Below are 17,651 nucleotides of genomic sequence, written 5' to 3'. Positions count from 1 at the left end.
GGCGAAAGCGCGGACTCCGGCGGACGAGTAATAGGACGGATTGAGCGATAATTTAAGCGGCTGAAATCGACCCATTCCGGACGTTCTCAGTGAGGTTGGATGCTTTGCTCCAAACAAGTTGCGGCGATGGGGGGCATCCCGATACTTTCAGAAACACAATGGCATTTCTTGCTGCCAATCGATAAGCTGGTTAAATCGAGCTTGTAGAGGTCAGTTATTATCAGGCGTTTGAAGGAAGAGCAAAGACAAATGAACAACTCGGAACTTACTGCCGCTAGTGAAGATCAGTCGCAAAACTTCAAGAAAATGTGCTCCCGTGAAGAAGTAATGAAATGCCCACACATGATGGTCCTTTTAGGGTACTTGCATGAAAAGCATGAGCTACCTAAATATGGATGGCGAAGGAAGGGGCTTCGTTATCACTATACTGACGCGGCAGGCTTATTAGGAATTATTGAAAACAGTAGATTGTGGGCGACGGATATTCGTTTCCTAAATGATCCTTCAGAGGGAGGATTTTTGCCAGAACGGTTGCTGGAACTCATGAGTTCGAAGCCTGGCGGCGTCAGCGATATAGAGGAGAGCATCATTACAGGTCTTGAAAAGGCCCTACTCAACCCGCGTTGGAATTACTCCACCTTCGCCGCCAGCCTTTCGATCAGCGGTGATCTGCTTAGCCAATGGCGAGGGTATGGCAGTTTTGGCAAGGGTTACGCAGTCGGGCTTAATTTTGAAGGTATGCTGCCCCATCCTCAAATCGCTAGTTATTACGATATTATTTACGGCGACGAAGGACTTAAGGATCTTGCTCTGGACCTTCTTGATTTGTTCGTGTCTGCCACTGGAAAGTGGGGGGACAGTATGCACGATGAATGGGCTCACACATTGAGTGTTCTAGCTAAATCTTTCAAAGACTCCAGCTACAGCGAAGAACAAGAGAGTCGCTTAGTGTGCAGTTATTCTGATGACGGTAAAAATAATTTCCATAACGAGTTACCCCTTAAATTCAGGGCAAAAGGAAGTGATGTAATTCCTTATATACCGATGTCATTAAATCTCCTCAGAGATGGCCATGAACCCCGCCTTCCTCTAGAACGCATAGTTGTAGGCCCTGGAGTCGATTTTCAGCGCAATTATGCTTCGATTAACGCACTTTTGAGAGCACACTCCTATAACAATGTGAAAGTTGAGCGGTCGGTGATTCCATTCCGATCTTGACCCACTGAATCAGGCACGAGCGAAATTATGCAAGTAGCTGTCTTTGTGTGATGCATCTTGCAATGACCGCTTCTGGCCGATTAGAGTCATTCACCCATTCGATTCGAATAGAGGATAGTCGAAAGGCTCGCGAACTGTGTGTGACATATTGAGCACAGCAATGTCTTATGCACCGTCACAGTGTGTAGAGATATAAACGCCCGGTCGAACTATCCACACCACGTCGCGTCAGCAAACCTGGGAAAGTACCAGCACCAGCAGAGCTTGCTGTGCCCCATGAACGGCGCAGAAAACTGAAGCTTGGCCTTTCCCACCCCCAGCACTACAGTACAGGCATCCCCCACCACACGGCCTGACTGTCCCCCATGAGCACGATCGAGCGCATTTCACTGCGGAAAGCCGAAATCGGAGAAGGCCTGGCCATCTTCCGCGCCCTGCCCACGCGCCAGCGCCGGATGGTGGGTGCGTGGTGTTTTCTCGACCACCTCGGCCCGGTGAGTTTCGGCGCCGGCCAGGGCATGCACGTGGGCGCCCATCCACACACCTGTCTGCAGACTTTCACGTGGATGATCGAGGGCTGCATCCTGCACCGCGACAGCCTCGGCAGCGAACAGGTGATCCAGCCGGGCCAGGTCAACGTGATGACCGCCGGCACGGGCATCGTGCATACCGAAGACTCGCTGCCGGGGGAAGAAAGGCTGCACGCGGCCCAGCTATGGATCGCGCTGCCGCCGGAGCATGCGGATACCGCTGCCGCATTCGAGCATTACCCTGTGCTGCCGAACTGGTCGCAGGACGGCGTGGCCTGTACGTTGCTGGCGGGCCGCCATGCGGAACACCAGGCGCCCACGCGGGTCTTCACGCCGCTGCTGGGAATGGACCTCGCATCCGCCGGGGGCGGCACGACCACGGTGGCGCTGGAGCCCGGCTTCGAGTACGGCGTGCTGGCGCTGGAAGGCGGGGTGTCGGTGGCCGGCGAGCGCCTGGCCGAGGATGAATTCGCCTATCTCGGCCCGGGGCCAGATCGCCTCGACCTCGGGTTCGCCGCCACCAGCCGTGCGCTGCTGGTGGGCGGCGCTCCGTTCGGGCGCGACGTCACGATGTGGTGGAACTTCGTCGGCCACGACCGCGACTACGTCGCCCAGGCCCAGGCCGACTGGGAATCGGGCGCGGCACGCTTCGGCCACGTTCCGGGGGATGGCGGCAAGCGGCTGGTGGCGCCTGCGCTGCCTTGGGCTTCGTCCGCCGGCTGACGCCCGGCAGGCGGCTCGGGCTGCAGTCAGCGCGCCGTGTTGCAAAGCACTGCGCTGACGTCTGTGCCAACAGCGCGCCTACGCTGCCGATTGCCGAGATTTACCGGGCCTGGAAACGACGTGATAACATCGGTTATAACATCATCCAGTGCGAGGCCCGCCATGAAGCTCAAGATCACCAGCATCGGCAACTCCGCCGGCGTCATCCTGCCCAAGGAACTGCTAGCACACCTGCGCCTCGAGAAGGGCGACGAGCTGTACGCGCTGGAAACGCCCGACGGGATCAAGCTGGTTGCCTACGATCCGACCCTGGCCGAGCAGATGGCGGTAGCGGAACAGATCATGCGCGAGGACCGCCAGGTTCTGCACCTGCTGGCGAAATGAGTGGGGTGGAACGATGATCGTCTGGATCAGCAGAGCGCTTGCACTGGCCATTCACGACCGTCAGCTTGCCGTGCATGGCGGTGCGAGCGGCGTGCGCGACGAAGCGTTGCTCGAGTCCGCACTCGCTCGTCCGCAGCAACTTCATGCCTATGGGGAACCACCGCCCGATCTGATCGATCTGGCGGCGAGCCTCGCCTTCGGTCTGGCCCGCAACCATCCGTTCGTCGATGGCAACAAACGGACCGCGCATGTGTGTTATCGCGTCTTTCTCAAGCTCAACAATTGCGACCTGGTCGCCAGCGACGAGGAAAAATACGTCGCCATGATCGGCCTGGCCGACGGCACCATCGACGAAGCCGAATTCGCCCGCTGGCTGCGTGTCCGCGTCGTCACCCAGGCAGGCAGCGGCGTGCAGGAGCCGGCGGCGGCTTACCGCTGAAAGCGGCCATCGGCCGGCCCCGTCGCCGGGGCCTCAGAGATGCGGTTCCATGATCCGCCGATAGAACTCGTGGAAGTGCTGCATGCCGTCCTCGTAGGGCGACTGGTAGGGGCCGACTTCATTGCGCCCTTCCTTCATCAGCGCCAGGCGGCCGCGGTCCATGCGCTCGGCGATGTCGTCGTCCTCAATGGCGGTTTCCATGTAGGCGGCCTGCTCGGCTTCGACGAACTCGCGCTCGAACTCGACGATGTCTTCCGGGTAGTAGAACTCGACGACGTTGGTGGTGCGATCGACGTCGGTCGGGATCAGGGTGCTGACGACCAGTACGTGCGGATACCACTCCACCATGACATTGGGGTAGTAGGTGAGCCAGATCGCGCCATGTTCGGGCTTTTTCTCGCCGTAGTAGTCGAGCACCGCCTGGTGCCACTTGGCGTAGGTCGCCGAACCCGGCTTGGCCAGCGAGGTGATGCCGACCTGCTGCACCGAATACCAGTCGCCGAACTGCCAGCTCAGGTCGTCACAGGTGACGAAGTTGCCCAGCCCTGGGTGGAAGGGCACGACGTGGTAGTCCTCCAGATAGACCTCGATGAAAGTCTTCCAGTTGTAGTTGCACTGGTGGATTTCGACGTGGTCGAGCTTGTAGCCGGAGAAGTCCAGCGCCGGCGCCACCGTCATGCCGGCGAGGTCGGCATTGGCCGAGCGCGGCCCCTTGAACAGCAGGCCGCGCCAGTTCTCGAGCGCGTCGCGCTTGAGGCCGAGGCAGGGTTTTTCGGCGAAGTGCGGCGCGCCGATCAGTTCGCCCTGCTGGTTGTAAGTCCAGCGGTGCACCGGACAGACGACGTGCTCGGTGCTGCCGCTGCCCTGCAGCATGATGGCCTGGCGGTGGCGGCAGACGTTGGACATCTGGTGGATGCCGGCCTCGGTGCGGAACAGCAGCTTGGAATGGTCGAGCCATTCGAGCGAGCGGTAGTTGCCGACTTCAGGCACCATCAGCTCGTGGCCGACGTACCCCGGCCCGGCATCGAAGAGGAGCTTTTTCTCCAGTTCGAACACCTTCTGGTCGAAGTACCATGAGACAGGCAGCTGGGAAGCGGCCTGGGCCAGTTGAGCTTTGGAAGCGATGTCGGACATCCCCGAACCTCCCTTGCGGACAAGAAATCCGGAAAAATAAACGGGTTAGTGTAAGCCAGCCCCTGTTTGACCGCCAGACCTGCGATCGGTTATTTTCCCGCTTTTGCCGCGCCAGATTATTCATTCATGCCAAAGTCGGCGACCTCTCCCAAGTCATTCGAAGCTGCGGTTTCCGAGCTGGAAGCCATCGTGCAGGAAATGGAATCCGGCAAGCTGCCGCTCGAAGACGCGCTCGCGCGCTATCAGCGCGGTGTCGGCCTGCTGCGCTACTGTCAGGAAACCCTGGCCGATGCGGAGCAGCGGGTGAAGGTCCTCGAAGGCGAGACGCTTTCCGACTTTGCCAATGGAGGCAGCACGTCATGAACGGCAGCCCTTCGTTCCAGGACTGGATGGGACTCGTCCAGCAGCGCACCGAACAGGCGCTCGAAGCGTTGCTGCCCGGCACCGAGCTCGCCCCCCAGCGCCTGCACCAGGCGATGCGCTATGCGGTGCTCGGCGGCGGCAAGCGGGTGCGCCCGCTGCTGGCGCATGCCGCGGGCGAGCTGGCGGGCGCCTCGCCGGAACGGCTGGATCGCGTGTCCTGCGCCGTCGAGCTGATCCACGCCTATTCGCTGGTCCATGACGACATGCCGTGTATGGACAACGACGTGCTGCGCCGCGGCAAGCCGACGGTGCACGTCGAATACGACGAGGCCACCGCGCTGCTGGTCGGCGATGCGCTGCAGACGCTTGCCTTCCAGGTGCTGGCCGATGGACCGGTGGCCGACGATGCCGCGACCCAGTTGAAGATGGTCGGCATGCTCGCCACCGCATCGGGCTCGCGCGGCATGGCCGGCGGCCAGGCCATCGACCTGGCTTCAGTCGGCCTGCAGCTGAGCCGTGAAGAACTGGAGTTCATGCACATCCACAAGACCGGCGCACTGATCCGCGCCTCGGTATTGCTGGGCGCACAGGCCGGGCGCGCGCTGGACGAGGCCGACATGCAGCGCCTGGACCATTACGCCAAGGTGGTCGGGCTGCTGTTCCAGGTGGTGGACGACATCCTCGACGCCGAAGCCGATACCGCCACGCTGGGCAAGACCGCCGGCAAGGACGCCGACAACGACAAGCCGACCTATGTCAGCCTGCTGGGGTTGAGCGATGCCAAACGCCTTGCCGAGGACATGCTGGCCGACGCCCGGGCGACGCTGCAGCCCTTCGGTGACGCCGCCGGGCGCCTCGAGTCGCTGGCCGACTACATCGTGCATCGCGCCTTCTGAGGCGGCAGAATTCGCCCACGCCCGCCGCCCACGACAACAACGATTCCGCATCGGACCGCACATGGCCTACCCCACCCTGGAACGCATCAGCTCCCCCGCCGACCTTCGCGCCCTCGATCGCCGCGAGCTCGGCGCCGTTGCCGACGAATTGCGCGCCTTCCTGATCGAGTCCGTCTCGAAGACCGGCGGCCACCTGTCGTCCAACCTGGGCACCGTCGAACTCTCGATCGCGCTGCACTGCGTCTTCAACACGCCGCATGACCGCATCGTGTGGGACGTCGGCCACCAGACCTACGGCCACAAGGTACTCACCGGCCGCCGCGAGGCGATGGCCGGCCTGCGCCACTGGGGTGGCATCTCGGGCTTTCCGCGGCGCTGCGAGAGCGAGTACGACACCTTCGGCACGGCGCATTCGTCGACCTCGATCTCGGCCGCGCTGGGCATGGCGGTGGCTGCCCGCAACAAGAAGGAAGACCGCCACGCCATCGCCGTGATCGGCGACGGTGCGATGTCGGCCGGCATGGCCTTCGAGGCGCTGAACAACGCCGGCGACATCGAGGACATCAACCTGCTGGTGATCCTCAACGACAACGAGATGTCGATCTCGCCGCCGGTCGGCGCGCTGACCAAGATCCTTGCCCGGATGCTGTCGGGTTCGACCTACAACACCGCCCGCCGCGTCGGCGAGAAGGTGCTGGGCATGGCGCCGCCGGTCGCCGAACTGGCGCGCAAGGTCGAGGAGTACGCCAAGGGCATGATCAGTCCGGGCACGCTGTTCGAGGAGTTCGGCTTCCACTACTACGGCCCGATCGACGGCCACGACCTGGACGCGCTGATCCCGACGCTGCAGAACCTGAAGCGGCTCAAAGGGCCGCAGTTCCTGCACGTGGCGACGAGAAAAGGCCAGGGCTACAAGCTCGCCGAAGCCGATCCCATCCTGTACCACGGCGTCTCCAAGTTCGACCATACCGCGGGCATCCAGACCGGCAAGGGCGGCGGCAAGCCGACCTATACCCAGGTGTTCGGCGACTGGCTGTGCGACATCGCGGCGATCGACCCGCGCATCGTCGGCATCACGCCCGCGATGCGCGAAGGCTCGGGCCTGGTGCGCTTCGCGCAGGAGTACCCGAAGCGCTATTTCGACGTCGGCATCGCCGAGCAGCATGCAGTGACCTTCGCCGCCGGCATGGCCTGTGAAGGCTTCGTGCCGGTGGTGGCGATCTATTCCACCTTCCTGCAGCGCGGCTACGACCAGCTCATCCACGACGTTGCGCTGCAGAACCTGCCGGTGGTATTCGCCATCGACCGCGGCGGCCTGGTCGGCGCCGACGGCGCCACCCACCATGGCGCCTACGACCTGTCCTACCTCGCCTGCATCCCCAACATGGTGGTTATGGCGCCGGCGGACGAGAACGAATGCCGCCAGATGCTCTACACCGCCACCCAGCACCCCGGGCCGACCGCCGTGCGCTATCCGCGCGGCAGCGGCCGCGGCGTGACGCCCGAGGCACGGATGAGCGCGCTGCCGATCGGCAAGGCCGAAGTCCGGCGCCAGGGCAGGCGCATCGCCCTGCTCGCCTGGGGCAGCATGGTGGATGTCGCCCAGCGCGTCGGCGACAGACTCGACGCCACCGTGGTCAACATGCGCTTCGTCAAGCCGCTCGACGAGGCGCTGGTGAGCGAACTCGCCGCCAGCCATGACCTGCTGGTGACGATCGAGGAAAACGCCGTCATCGGTGGCGCCGGTTCCGAGGTTTCGCGCTTCGTCGATACCCTGGCCGCACGCCCGCGCGTGCTGCGCCTGGGCCTGCCGGACCGTTTCATCGACCACGGCGACCAGGCGCAGTTGCTGGCTTCGGTTGGTCTCGACGAGGAAGGCATCCTCGCCAGCATAACCAGGGTAAATCAGCTCGATAGTTGAGTATTTTTGTCGGGAAAGCTAAGATTGCAAGCCTGTTGCAACAGGCTTGCATTACTTGCGTGAACGAGCGCCGTTCCGCAGCCTTTCCCGAGAGTCGTCCATGAATACCCCCATCGACGCCGTCATGCCGGACGTCCAGAGCAGCACGGACACCCGGCAGATCGCGATCAACAAGGTCGGCATCAAGTCGATCCGCCATCCCGTCAAAGTCAGCGACAAGGCCGGCGGCGTCCAGCACACCGTCGCCAGCTTCAACATGTACGTCGGGCTGCCCCACAACTTCAAGGGCACCCACATGTCGCGCTTCATCGAGATCCTGAACACCAACGAGCGCGACATCTCGGTCGAATCCTTCGAGCCGATGCTGCGCATGATGGTCGAGCGCCTCGAAGCGGAGACCGGCCATGTCGAGATGAGCTTCCCCTATTTCATCGACAAGGCGGCGCCGGTATCCGGCGTGCACAGCCTGCTCGATTACGAGGTCAGCTTCATCGGCGAAATCCGTGAAGGCGGCCGCTACGAGTTCACGATGAAGATCGTGGTGCCGGTGACCAGCCTGTGCCCCTGCTCGAAGAAGATCTCCGACTACGGCGCGCACAACCAGCGCTCGCACATCACCGTCACCGCGGTGCTCAACGACCACCTGTGGATCGAGGACATGGTGCAGCTGGTCGAGAGCCAGGCCTCGTGCGAGATCTTCGGCCTGCTCAAGCGCCCTGACGAGAAGTGGGTCACCGAACGCGCCTACGACAATCCCAAGTTCGTCGAGGATCTGGTGCGTGACGTGGCGGCCCTGCTCAATGCCGAAGCGCGGGTCGACGCCTACGTGGTCGAATCGGAGAACTTCGAGTCCATCCACAACCATTCGGCATACGCGCTGATCGAACGCGACAAGCGCAAGGGCTGAACCTTCCCTTCCCCCGCGTCCCCCGCCGCATGAGCAGTGGGGGCAGGACGCAGGCAAGCCCCATCGACCATGGGATGCACGGCCCGTGCCGGTCGTGGCGGGCTTCGCCTTTGGCTCAATCCATGCAGCCCGCGCCATCAGCGTCGCTACGCTTCGATGGCAAACACATTGGTTTCGGGATAATATTAGAATTCAATTAAATTCTTAACAAAGGAGCCACTGCGATGTCCAAGTCCTTCGTCCAGATCACCACCGACGTGTCCAGAGCCCTCGCCACGCTGCGCAAGGAAACCCCGGATACGATGCAGGGCTTCAATGCGATGGCCAAGGGGGCCATGCAGGACGGCGAGCTCAGCGAATTGCAGAAGGAGCTCATCGCCCTGGCGATCGCCGTCACCCAGCGCTGCGACGCCTGCGTCGGCTTCCACGTGAAGGCGCTGATCCGTCTCGGCGCCAGCCGCCAGCAGATGATGGAAACCCTTTCCGTATGCACCTACATGGGCGGCGGGCCGGCGCTGATGTATGCGGCGGAAGCCGTCCGCGCCTGGGAAGAGATGTCTCCCAAGGCCACGACGGCCTAAAAAATCGCCGACTGCGTTTACTTGCGCTGAAAACGCCCTATAATGCCGAGCTTCGAGCGGAGAGGTGGCAGAGTGGTCGAATGTACCTGACTCGAAATCAGGCGTAGGTGCAAGCCTACCGTGGGTTCGAATCCCACCCTCTCCGCCAAAAAACAGTTGAAGAGGCGGAAATAGCAGTTATAATCCCGCTCCTTCGCAGTGCAGCAAAAAGCGCCCGTAGCTCATCTGGATAGAGTACCTGGCTACGAACCAGGGGGTAGGAGGTTCGAATCCTTCCGGGCGCGCCAGCTTTCCGGCCTTTCGATGACGGGCCATAAACGTTTTCGAGATTGCGCCCGTAGCTCATCTGGATAGAGTACCTGGCTACGAACCAGGGGGTAGGAGGTTCGAATCCTTCCGGGCGCGCCAGATACGCGCAAAAGGCCCAGTCTCCGGACTGGGCCTTTTGCGTATGGGCTGCTGTTTCACGTGCCCACATCCCGCAACAGAGGCCACCATGCGCGACGCCTACGAACTGCTCGGTCTGGTACCGGGCGCCTCCCCGGTCAACATCAAGCGCAAGTTCCGCCGGCTGGCGATGCAGTGGCACCCCGACCGCAATCCCACCCCCGCCGCAGCCGAGCATTTCAAGGCCCTTCGCCAGGCCCACGACCGCCTGCTTGCCGCGTTCAGGACGACGGAGGACGGCGCCGACGCACCGTCGGACAAGAACGAAACGGCCGCCACCGACGATCGCCATACGTCCGCCAGCGACGGTCCGCGCGGCGCAGACCGCTCGATGGAGCTGGAACTGAGCCTCGAAGAGGCTTTCCTCGGCGGCTCGAAGCAAATCTGCCTGAGCCGCTCAGCCGCCTGTATGGATTGCACCGGCACCGGGGAGGTCAAGCTGGCCTTCACGCGCCTGTGCGAACCCTGTCGCGGCTCCGGGCGCATCCGCAACGGCAAGGGCCTGCAGCACTGTACAGCCTGTGACGGCCGCGGCTATCGCAGCATCGAGCCCTGTTCTGCCTGCGATGGCAGCGGACAGCAGCAGCACGCGCGCTGGCTGGCGGTCAATCTCCCTGCCGGGCTGGTCAACGGCGACAGCCTGCGCCTGGCAGGCGAAGGAGAGGCCTGCGCCGATCCTGCTGGCCGCTCCGGCGACCTGCATCTCCGCATCCGGCTTTCTCCCCACCCGATCTACACCCGCAGCGGGCGCGATCTGCTGCTGCAGCGCCCGATCAGCATGCTGCGGCTGCTACTCGGCGGCGAGGTACATCTCCCCCACCCCGCCGGAGCCCGCCGGATCAGGCTCGATGCCGGCGACGCGGCACCGCGCCGGATCCGCCTGCCGGGCGAAGGCTTTCCCGCCCGCGCCGGCCGGGCCGCCGGGGATCTGGTGATCGACTTCCTGCCGATGATGATTTCCCGTGCCGGCGCCGAGCTGCGCGCGCCGCTCGAAGCACTGGAAACGGCGCTGCAGCGGCGGCTGTCCGACGCGCTGCCCGAACTGGCCGCCTGGGAAGCCCGATGGCTGCCGGACAGCCATTGAGGGGCGCCACCAAGGCCCTGCCCACCACGCGCTCCGGATACCTGCGGCAAACGCGGCATCCGCGCACAAAGGCCACGCTAAACTCGGCTATATTGGCTGCCCGATGCCGCTCCGTCCCGAGCGTGCCGCTCCCTGCTTTTCGCTCTCCGGAGCGAGGTGATCTTGAAGATCGAATCCACCCACAGCCTGGCCTCGCACATCACTGGTCGGTTGCAAAGACTGCGCCCGATCGCCATTCCGGTGCTGACGGTCGTCATTCTCGTCCTTGCCTGGACGGCAATCAGCCACCTCGTCGGTGAAGTTTCCTACGCCGAGATCACCGCCGCGCTGGCCGGCACGCCACCTCAGGCACTTGCCATCGCGCTGGGCTGCACTGCATTGAGCTTTGCAGCGCTGACGATCTACGATCGCGGCGCCCTGGACTTCGTCGGCAAGCGCGTGCCGGCAGCTACGGTTGCGCTGACCTCGTTCTGCGCCTATGCGGTGGGCAACACCGTGGGCTTCGGCCCCCTGACCGCCGGCGCCATCCGCTATCGCTTCTATACGCCCTATGGCCTGGAGCCCGACGCGGTCGCCCGCGTCGTCGCCTTCGTCACCCTCGCCTTCGGCCTCGGCCTTGCCGGCACGACCGCCCTTGGCCTGCTGCTCGCGGCCGACGATCTGGCCATGCTGCCGCTCTCGCCGGCCACGCTGCGGCTGATCGGCGCAGGCATGGCCGCGACGCTGATCGCGCTGTGCGCCGCAGCCGGCCCCGGCAGGACGGTGCGCTTTTTCGGCGCAGCCCCGCGACTGCCCTCGTGGCGGATCATGGCGCGCCAGTTCGGCGCCACTTTCATCGATATCAGCGCTTCAGGCGCCGTGCTGTGGGCGCTGCTGCCGGCAGACGGCATCGGCCTGCCGGCATTCATCGCCATTTACGCAGTGGCCGTGGGCCTGGGCGTGGTGAGCCACGTGCCTGCAGGCCTGGGCATCTTCGAAACGGTGATCGTCGCGGCACTTGGCGGCCAGCTGCCGATGGACAGGATACTCGGCGCCCTGATCCTGTATCGCCTGATCTACCACCTGGTGCCGCTGGTGCTGGCAGTACTCGTGATCGCCGGGCTGGAACTGGGGAAAGCCGCCAGAACGCCACCGATGAGCGCACTGCTCCGGGCCGGGCATCGGCTGGCGCCGCCCCTGATCGGCGGCTTCACGCTGGTGCTGGGGGCACTGCTGGTGTTCTCCGGCATGACGCCGGCAAGCAATGACGCGCTCGAAGCGCTTGGCGCCAATATCCCGCTGCCGCTGGTCGAAGGCGCTCATTTCCTGGGCAGCGTGCTGGGAATGATGCTGCTGATCGTGGCCCGCGGGCTGGTCTACCGGCTCGATGGAGCATGGTGGCTGGCGATCGTCATCGTGCCGATCTCCGCCGTGCTGGCCTTGTTCAAGGCGCTGGCGCTGGGCGAAGTCCTGCTGTTGCTGGCCCTGTTCGCCGCCTTGCTGGCGTCACGACGCGCCTTCTCGCGCCAGGCCTCGCTGCTGCACCAGGCCATGACGCCAGGCTGGCTGGCAACGATGGCGGTGCTGCTGGTGACGGCAATCGCCTTGCTGTTGTTCGTCTACAAGGACGTGGAATATACCCACGCGCTCTGGTGGCAGTTCGAACTGTCCAGCGAAGCGCCGCGCAGCCTGCGGGCGCTGGTCGGCATCGTCCTCACCGCGGGCTTCGGCGCCTGGTGGATGCTGATACGGCCGGTCAACACGGCGACGGCACAGCCCGACCGCGAAGCGCTGGCGCGAGCATGCCGGATCGTGGCAGCCCAGCCGCGGGTCGATGCCGGGCTGGTGGCGATGGGCGACAAGTTCCTGCTGTTCTCCGACGACGGCCGTGCCTTCATCATGTACGGGCGCCAGGGCCGCTCGTGGGTGGCGCTGTCCGACCCCGTCGGTCCCCGTGAGTGCTGGCCCGAGCTGGTGTGGCGTTTTGCCGAGATGGCCCGCCATGCGGGAGGGCGGGCCGTCTTCTACCAGGTGGCGCCCGAGTCGCTGGGCCTGTACGCGGATACGGGGCTGATGGCCTTCAAGCTCGGCGAGGAGGCCCGCCTGCACCTTCCCTCCTTCGAACTGAAAGGCGGCAAGCGGGCAAACCTGCGCTCGGCGCTCAACCGCGCGGAACGCGAAGGACTGCAGTTCGAAATCGTGGCGCCGGACGGCCTGGGTGCCTGCATGGCCGAACTCGCCGCCGTCTCCGACGCCTGGCTGGCCCACCACAAGGTGCGCGAGAAACGCTTCTCGCTCGGCGCCTTTTCCCCGGATTACGTCGGCCGGCAGCCGGTCGCGCTGCTGCGGCAGGAAGGACGCATCGTCGCCTTCACGACCCTGCTGCTGACCGATCTGCGCGAGGAGTGCAGCATCGACCTGATGCGCTTCGCCCCCGACGCACCCAACGGCACCATGGAAATCCTGCTGCTGCGCCTGATCCTGCACTTCAAGGATGCCGGCTACGCCTGCTTCAACCTCGGCATGGCGCCGCTGTCCGGCCTGTCAACGAGCGCCGCCGCGCCGATCTGGCACCGTGTGGGGCGGACCGTGTTCGAGCATGGCGAACGTTTCTACAATTTCAGCGGCCTGCGCGCCTTCAAGGCGAAATTCCAGCCTGAATGGCAAGCACGCTACCTCGCGGTTGCCGGCGGAATCAATCCGATGCTGGCGCTGGCCGACATCACGGTGCTGATCAGCGGCGGCCTGAAGGGAGTCATCGGCAAATGAAATCGAAGCTCACGCTGCTTGCCGCCATCATCCTGCTTGCCGCTTTGCGGAGCGCATGGGCGTCCGAGGCCGGCATGGCAATCGGCCAGCCCGAGTTGATCCAGCCTTCTGGCACGGCGCCGTCCGGAACGGTCGTCCTGTTCTCCGACGCAGGCGGTTGGGGCTCCTTCGAGCGCTCAGCCGCCGCTGCCCTGGCCGGGCGAGGATTCGCGGTCATCGGCATCGACCTGCCCGCAACCCTGCAGCGCATCGAGGCGCATGGCGTCGCCTGTGCCACGCTGATCGGCGAAATCGAGGCCGTCAGCCATCGCATGCAGCGCCAGGCCGGCGCTGCTGCCTACCATTTCCCCGTTCTGGCAGGCAGCGGCGCCGGCGGAACGGCCGCGCTCGCGGTGGCGGGCCAGGCGGCTGCGGCAACGATCGCCGGCGCAGTTGCGGTAAATCCCGCACCGGCACTGCTCCCTTCCATCCATGCCGTGCTATGCGATGGCCACGGCCGCCCTGGTACGGACCGCCTGAACGAAAGCGCCTATCTCCTGCAGCCGGCGCCCCTTCCTTACGCAGTGGTGCTGCGTACTGCGCAGGGCGCCTCTCCGGCAACGCGGGATTACGTCAGGCAGCTCGGCACGGGGCGGCAGGATGTCAGCTCCGCTGACAGCAATCAGGCTCCGCTTGACGCCTTGCTGGCAGGCATCATGCGGGCAGGCCAGCAGCCTGGCGGCGACGCGCTCGCCGATCTGCCATTGATCGAACTGCCTCCGGCCTCACTTCCGGCTGCACAGCCGGCAGCGGACACGCTGGCCGTCCTCTATTCGGGCGACGGCGGCTGGCGCGATCTCGACAAGGACGTCGCCGCCCTGCTGCAACGCGAAGGCATGCCTGTGGTCGGGGTCGATGTGCTGCGCTACTTCTGGACTCGGCGAAGCCCGGAACAAGGAGCCCACGACCTGGCGCGCATCATCGGCGCCTATCGCGCCAAGTGGCAGGCGGACAAGGTCGTGCTGATCGGCTACTCCTTCGGTGCAGACGTGCTGCCCGCGATCTACAATCGACTTCCGCCTGAAACCAGGCAGCACGTGGTACAGCTCTCGTTGCTCGGCTTTTCGTCGGCAGCCCGCTTCGAAGTGAGCATCGCCGGCTGGCTGGGCCGCGAACGTGGAGAAACCATGCAGACGCTGCCCGAAACTGCCCGCATCGATCCCCATCTTCTCCAATGTTTCTATGGCGCGGACGACGAAGCGGCCGCCTGCCGGCAGTTGAAGAATCCCGGCGTGGAGATCATCCGGACCACCGGCGGACATCATTTCGATGGTGACTACGAAGCCCTTGCCCGCCGCATCCTGCTCGGCGCAAGACAGCGCTCGACCCCCTGACGCGAAGCCCACCAATGGACAGGTTCCTGCCCCATGCGCCGACCGGACCGGTGCAAGCCGCCCGGCTGTTCTGGCTCGTCATGCTGGGCCTGCTGCTGGCGGCCTGCGGGCCGGCCGAAAAGCCGCGCATCGCCGACTACCGCGACCTCGGTGAATTGCGCATCGCCACCCGCAACGACGCGATTTCCTACCGGCTCGACGACGACGGCCGGGCAAGCGGCTTCGAGCATGATCTGCTGCTGGCACTCGGCGACGAACTCGACATCACGGTCACTTTCGTGCCCTATCCCGACACCACCCGGGCGCTGGATGCGGTGATCAACGGCCAGGCGCACATGGCCGCCGCGAGCCTGGGTATGAACAAGCGCCTGCCGCTGAAATGGTCGAAGCCACTGCGCGAGGTGGAGTACGTCGTCGTCGGCCGCAGCGGCAGCCAGGCAGAAGGACCTGCCGATGAAGCGGGCCTTGCGGGACGGACGATATCGGCCCGCCGCGGCTCGCTGGCGGCAGAAAAGATCATGGACATCCGCAAGCGCCGGCCCGGCGTCAACGTGCATTTCCCGACCAAGGCCGGCGAAGAGCAACTGCTTGCCGACCTCGCTGCGGGCAGGCTCGATCTCGTCGCCACCGACCGCCTGCACTACGCGCTTGCCACCCACCTCCATCCCGCGCTGGAAATCGTCCACGAACTGCCGGGCCGCTCCGCCATCGCCTGGGCGCTGCCAGCCGATAGGACCGGGCTGGCAGCCGAGGTCGATACCTTCATCGCCCGGGCCAGCGCAGACGGCCGCCTCGCCCGCCTGGCCGACCGCTACTTCGACTACGTGCGCCGCCTGAACGACACCGACATCGCCACCTTTCTGGCCCGCATCCGGGAGCGCCTGCCCCGTTACCGCGCCCATTTCCACGAGGCCGAGGCCCAGACGGGCATCGACTGGCGCTACATCGCCGCCGTGGCCTACCAGGAATCCCACTGGGATCCGCAAGCCACCTCCTTCACCGGCGTGCGCGGCATGATGATGCTCACGGTTGACACGGCCGACCGGCTGGGCGTGAACGATCGCCTCGACCCTCGCCAGAGCATTCTGGGGGGCGCGCGCTACCTGGCGATGCTGAAAGACATGTTGCCGGAAGACATCGACGAGCCGGATCGCAGCTGGATGGCGACAGCGGCCTACAACCTGGGCATGGGACACATGAACGGCGCCCGTGCGATCGCCCGCCGGCTGGGCAAGGACGACCGCGCCTGGTGGGAGATGAAATCGGTGCTGCCGCTGCTATCCCGGCCGGAATACGCGCAACGGCTCAAGTCGGGCCCGGCACGCGGCGGCGAAGCGGTGGTGATGACCGAGAACGTACGCAATTACCATGACATCCTGACCCGGCTGGAGCCGCCCTACGAACCGGGCCTGGTCCTGCCCCGCCTGCGGCTGGGCAAGACCGACTGAGACCGGACTCAGAGCGCCGGTTCGAGCCGCTCGACGCCCCCCATGTAGGGCACCAGCGCCTTCGGGATCACGATCGAGCCATCGGCCTGCTGGCAGTTTTCCAGCACCGCGACCAGGGTGCGGCCGACGGCCAGGCCGGAGCCGTTCAGCGTGTGCACCAGTTCGTTCTTGCCCTGTGCGTTCTTGAAGCGCGCCTGCATGCGGCGGGCCTGGAAGGCCTCGCAGTTCGAGCAGCTTGAAATCTCGCGATAGGTGTTCTGCGCCGGCAGCCACACTTCCAGATCGTAGGTCTTGCTCGCCGAAAAGCCCATGTCGCCGGTACACAGGGTGATCACCCGATACGGCAGCTCGAGCTTCTGCAGAATGGCTTCGGCATGGCCGACCATCTGCTCCAGCGCCTCGTAGCTGGCCGAGGGCTCGACCACCTGCACCATTTCCACCTTGTCGAACTGGTGCTGGCGGATCATGCCGCGCACGTCGCGTCCGCCGCTGCCCGCTTCGGAGCGGAAGCAGGGGCTGTGCGCCGTCATGCGGATCGGCAGTGCATCGAGCGCCAGCACTTCCTCGCGCACGCTGTTGGTGAGCGTGATCTCGGCAGTCGGGATCAGGTACTGCTCCAGCCCCTCCTCGTCGCCGCCGCGCAGCACCCAGAACAGGTCCTCCTTGAACTTGGGCAGCTGTCCGGTACCGAACAGCGCATCGCGGTTGACGATGTAGGGGGTATAGCACTCGGTGTAGCCGTGCTCACGGGTGTGAGTGTCGAGCATGAACTGCGCCAGCGCGCGATGCAGCCGTGCCACCGGCCCGCGCAGGAAGGCGAAGCGCGCCCCCGACAGCTTGGCACCGGTCTCGAAATCCAGCCCCAGCGGCGCACCGAGGTCGACGTGGTCGCGCACCTCGAAATCGAAGCTGGCCGGCGTGCCCCAGCGGCGGACCTCGATGTTGCCGCTTTCGTCCTCGCCCGCCGGCACGCTCTCGTGCGGCAGATTGGGCAGGCGGGCAACGAAGTCGTTGATGCGTTCAAGCAACCCGGGCAAGGCCTGCTCGCAGGCTTTCAGTTCATCGCCGAGCTGGGCCACTTCGGCCATCACCGGGCCGGCGTCCTCGCCCTTGCCCTTGAGCATGCCGATCTGTTTCGACAGCGCATTGCGGCGCGCCTGCAGTTCCTGGGTCCGGGTCTGGAGCTGCTTGCGCTCCTCCTCGAGCGCGAGGAAGGCAGCACTGTCCAGTTGCAGGCCGCGGCTGGCCAGCCGGGCGGCGACCAGGTCGATCTGATTACGCAGAAGCTGAATGTCGAGCATCGGGTTGTCCTGAAGAAAATCGTTGATGGGTCATCGGCCTGGAACAAGCCTGGAATCGGGGAGTCGTTGCGGCTGTAGCCACAGGGCAACAGACATTCCAAAAATGTAGCGTCGGAGCAATCGATTAAAAAAAATCAATTCCTTACAAAGTTGA

At 64.4% G+C, this 17,651-nt stretch carries 15 protein-coding genes and 3 tRNA genes; 16 read left to right on the top strand and 2 right to left on the bottom strand.

Translation table 11 applies throughout. From position 1 onward, the window contains the following. The first annotated feature begins 249 nt into the window (after nucleotides 1-249). The 4 genes from QM748_RS02690 to QM748_RS02675 all read left to right on the top strand — a co-directional run bounded on the left by QM748_RS02690 (nucleotide 250) and on the right by QM748_RS02675 (nucleotide 3,294). Nucleotides 250-1,218, top strand: coding sequence for a DUF2971 domain-containing protein (locus QM748_RS02690; protein ID WP_415245527.1), 969 nt, complete (start codon nucleotides 250-252; stop codon nucleotides 1,216-1,218). Between the two features lie 365 nt (nucleotides 1,219-1,583). Then, a complete protein-coding gene (locus QM748_RS02685; RefSeq protein WP_415245526.1) occupies nucleotides 1,584-2,471 on the top strand; it encodes a pirin family protein in 888 nt (295 codons plus the stop codon). Between the two features lie 162 nt (nucleotides 2,472-2,633). Further along, the gene (locus tag QM748_RS02680; protein WP_263459924.1) at nucleotides 2,634-2,855 is read left to right on the top strand and encodes an AbrB/MazE/SpoVT family DNA-binding domain-containing protein; all 222 of its coding nucleotides are present in this window, start codon (nucleotides 2,634-2,636) and stop codon (nucleotides 2,853-2,855) included. 13 nt (nucleotides 2,856-2,868) lie between these two features. After that, nucleotides 2,869-3,294, top strand: a complete 426-nt coding sequence (locus tag QM748_RS02675) for a type II toxin-antitoxin system death-on-curing family toxin (protein WP_415245525.1) — start codon at nucleotides 2,869-2,871, stop codon at nucleotides 3,292-3,294. A 33-nt stretch (nucleotides 3,295-3,327) separates the two neighbouring features. Here the strand turns inward: QM748_RS02675 and QM748_RS02670 are convergent, their stop codons facing one another. Beyond that, the gene (locus QM748_RS02670; RefSeq protein WP_415245524.1) at nucleotides 3,328-4,428 is read right to left on the bottom strand and encodes an aromatic ring-hydroxylating oxygenase subunit alpha; all 1,101 of its coding nucleotides are present in this window, start codon (nucleotides 4,426-4,428) and stop codon (nucleotides 3,328-3,330) included. A gap of 126 nt (nucleotides 4,429-4,554) precedes the next feature. Here QM748_RS02670 and QM748_RS02665 point away from each other — a divergent pair, with 126 nt between their 5' ends. The 12 genes from QM748_RS02665 (at nucleotide 4,555) to mltF (ending at nucleotide 16,196) form a co-directional block, all read left to right on the top strand. Beyond that, nucleotides 4,555-4,791: an exodeoxyribonuclease VII small subunit gene (locus QM748_RS02665; RefSeq protein ID WP_415248001.1), complete on the top strand. Its 237-nt coding sequence runs from the start codon at nucleotides 4,555-4,557 to the stop codon at nucleotides 4,789-4,791. Continuing rightward, the gene (locus QM748_RS02660) at nucleotides 4,788-5,687 is read left to right on the top strand and encodes a polyprenyl synthetase family protein (RefSeq protein ID WP_415245523.1); all 900 of its coding nucleotides are present in this window, start codon (nucleotides 4,788-4,790) and stop codon (nucleotides 5,685-5,687) included. The genes QM748_RS02665 and QM748_RS02660 overlap by 4 nt, the downstream gene beginning before the upstream one ends. Nucleotides 5,688-5,748: 61 nt before the next feature. Further along, the gene (gene dxs / locus QM748_RS02655) at nucleotides 5,749-7,608 is read left to right on the top strand and encodes a 1-deoxy-D-xylulose-5-phosphate synthase (protein WP_415245522.1); all 1,860 of its coding nucleotides are present in this window, start codon (nucleotides 5,749-5,751) and stop codon (nucleotides 7,606-7,608) included. Between the two features lie 100 nt (nucleotides 7,609-7,708). Continuing rightward, the gene (gene folE2, locus QM748_RS02650) at nucleotides 7,709-8,515 is read left to right on the top strand and encodes a GTP cyclohydrolase FolE2 (RefSeq protein WP_415245521.1); all 807 of its coding nucleotides are present in this window, start codon (nucleotides 7,709-7,711) and stop codon (nucleotides 8,513-8,515) included. 224 nt (nucleotides 8,516-8,739) lie between these two features. After that, a complete protein-coding gene (locus QM748_RS02645) occupies nucleotides 8,740-9,096 on the top strand; it encodes a carboxymuconolactone decarboxylase family protein (RefSeq protein WP_415245520.1) in 357 nt (118 codons plus the stop codon). Between the two features lie 58 nt (nucleotides 9,097-9,154). Continuing rightward, nucleotides 9,155-9,244, top strand: a tRNA-Ser gene (locus QM748_RS02640). A 62-nt stretch (nucleotides 9,245-9,306) separates the two neighbouring features. Next, a tRNA-Arg gene (locus QM748_RS02635) sits at nucleotides 9,307-9,383 on the top strand. A gap of 44 nt (nucleotides 9,384-9,427) precedes the next feature. Beyond that, nucleotides 9,428-9,504 (top strand) — tRNA-Arg (locus QM748_RS02630). Nucleotides 9,505-9,592: 88 nt separating this feature from the next. Then, the gene (locus tag QM748_RS02625; RefSeq protein WP_415245519.1) at nucleotides 9,593-10,627 is read left to right on the top strand and encodes a DnaJ C-terminal domain-containing protein; all 1,035 of its coding nucleotides are present in this window, start codon (nucleotides 9,593-9,595) and stop codon (nucleotides 10,625-10,627) included. Between the two features lie 162 nt (nucleotides 10,628-10,789). Continuing rightward, nucleotides 10,790-13,375: a bifunctional lysylphosphatidylglycerol flippase/synthetase MprF gene (gene mprF / locus QM748_RS02620; protein ID WP_415245518.1), complete on the top strand. Its 2,586-nt coding sequence runs from the start codon at nucleotides 10,790-10,792 to the stop codon at nucleotides 13,373-13,375. Continuing rightward, complete coding sequence (locus QM748_RS02615; RefSeq protein WP_415245517.1) at nucleotides 13,372-14,748, top strand: AcvB/VirJ family lysyl-phosphatidylglycerol hydrolase; 1,377 nt, start codon at nucleotides 13,372-13,374, stop codon at nucleotides 14,746-14,748. Before mprF ends, QM748_RS02615 begins: the two co-directional genes overlap by 4 nt. Nucleotides 14,749-14,762: 14 nt before the next feature. After that, the gene (gene mltF / locus QM748_RS02610; RefSeq protein WP_415245516.1) at nucleotides 14,763-16,196 is read left to right on the top strand and encodes a membrane-bound lytic murein transglycosylase MltF; all 1,434 of its coding nucleotides are present in this window, start codon (nucleotides 14,763-14,765) and stop codon (nucleotides 16,194-16,196) included. An 8-nt stretch (nucleotides 16,197-16,204) separates the two neighbouring features. Here the strand turns inward: mltF and serS are convergent, their stop codons facing one another. Next, on the bottom strand, nucleotides 16,205-17,497 hold the full coding sequence (gene serS / locus QM748_RS02605) for a serine--tRNA ligase (RefSeq protein WP_415245515.1): 1,293 nt from the start codon (nucleotides 17,495-17,497) through the stop codon (nucleotides 16,205-16,207). Nucleotides 17,498-17,651: the final 154 nt, after the last annotated feature.

The sequence above is a fragment of the Thauera sp. genome, from assembly GCF_047601425.1.
Taxonomy (GTDB): Bacteria; Pseudomonadota; Gammaproteobacteria; order Burkholderiales; family Rhodocyclaceae; genus Thauera.
This window is presented reverse-complemented; position numbering and strand designations above follow the sequence as displayed.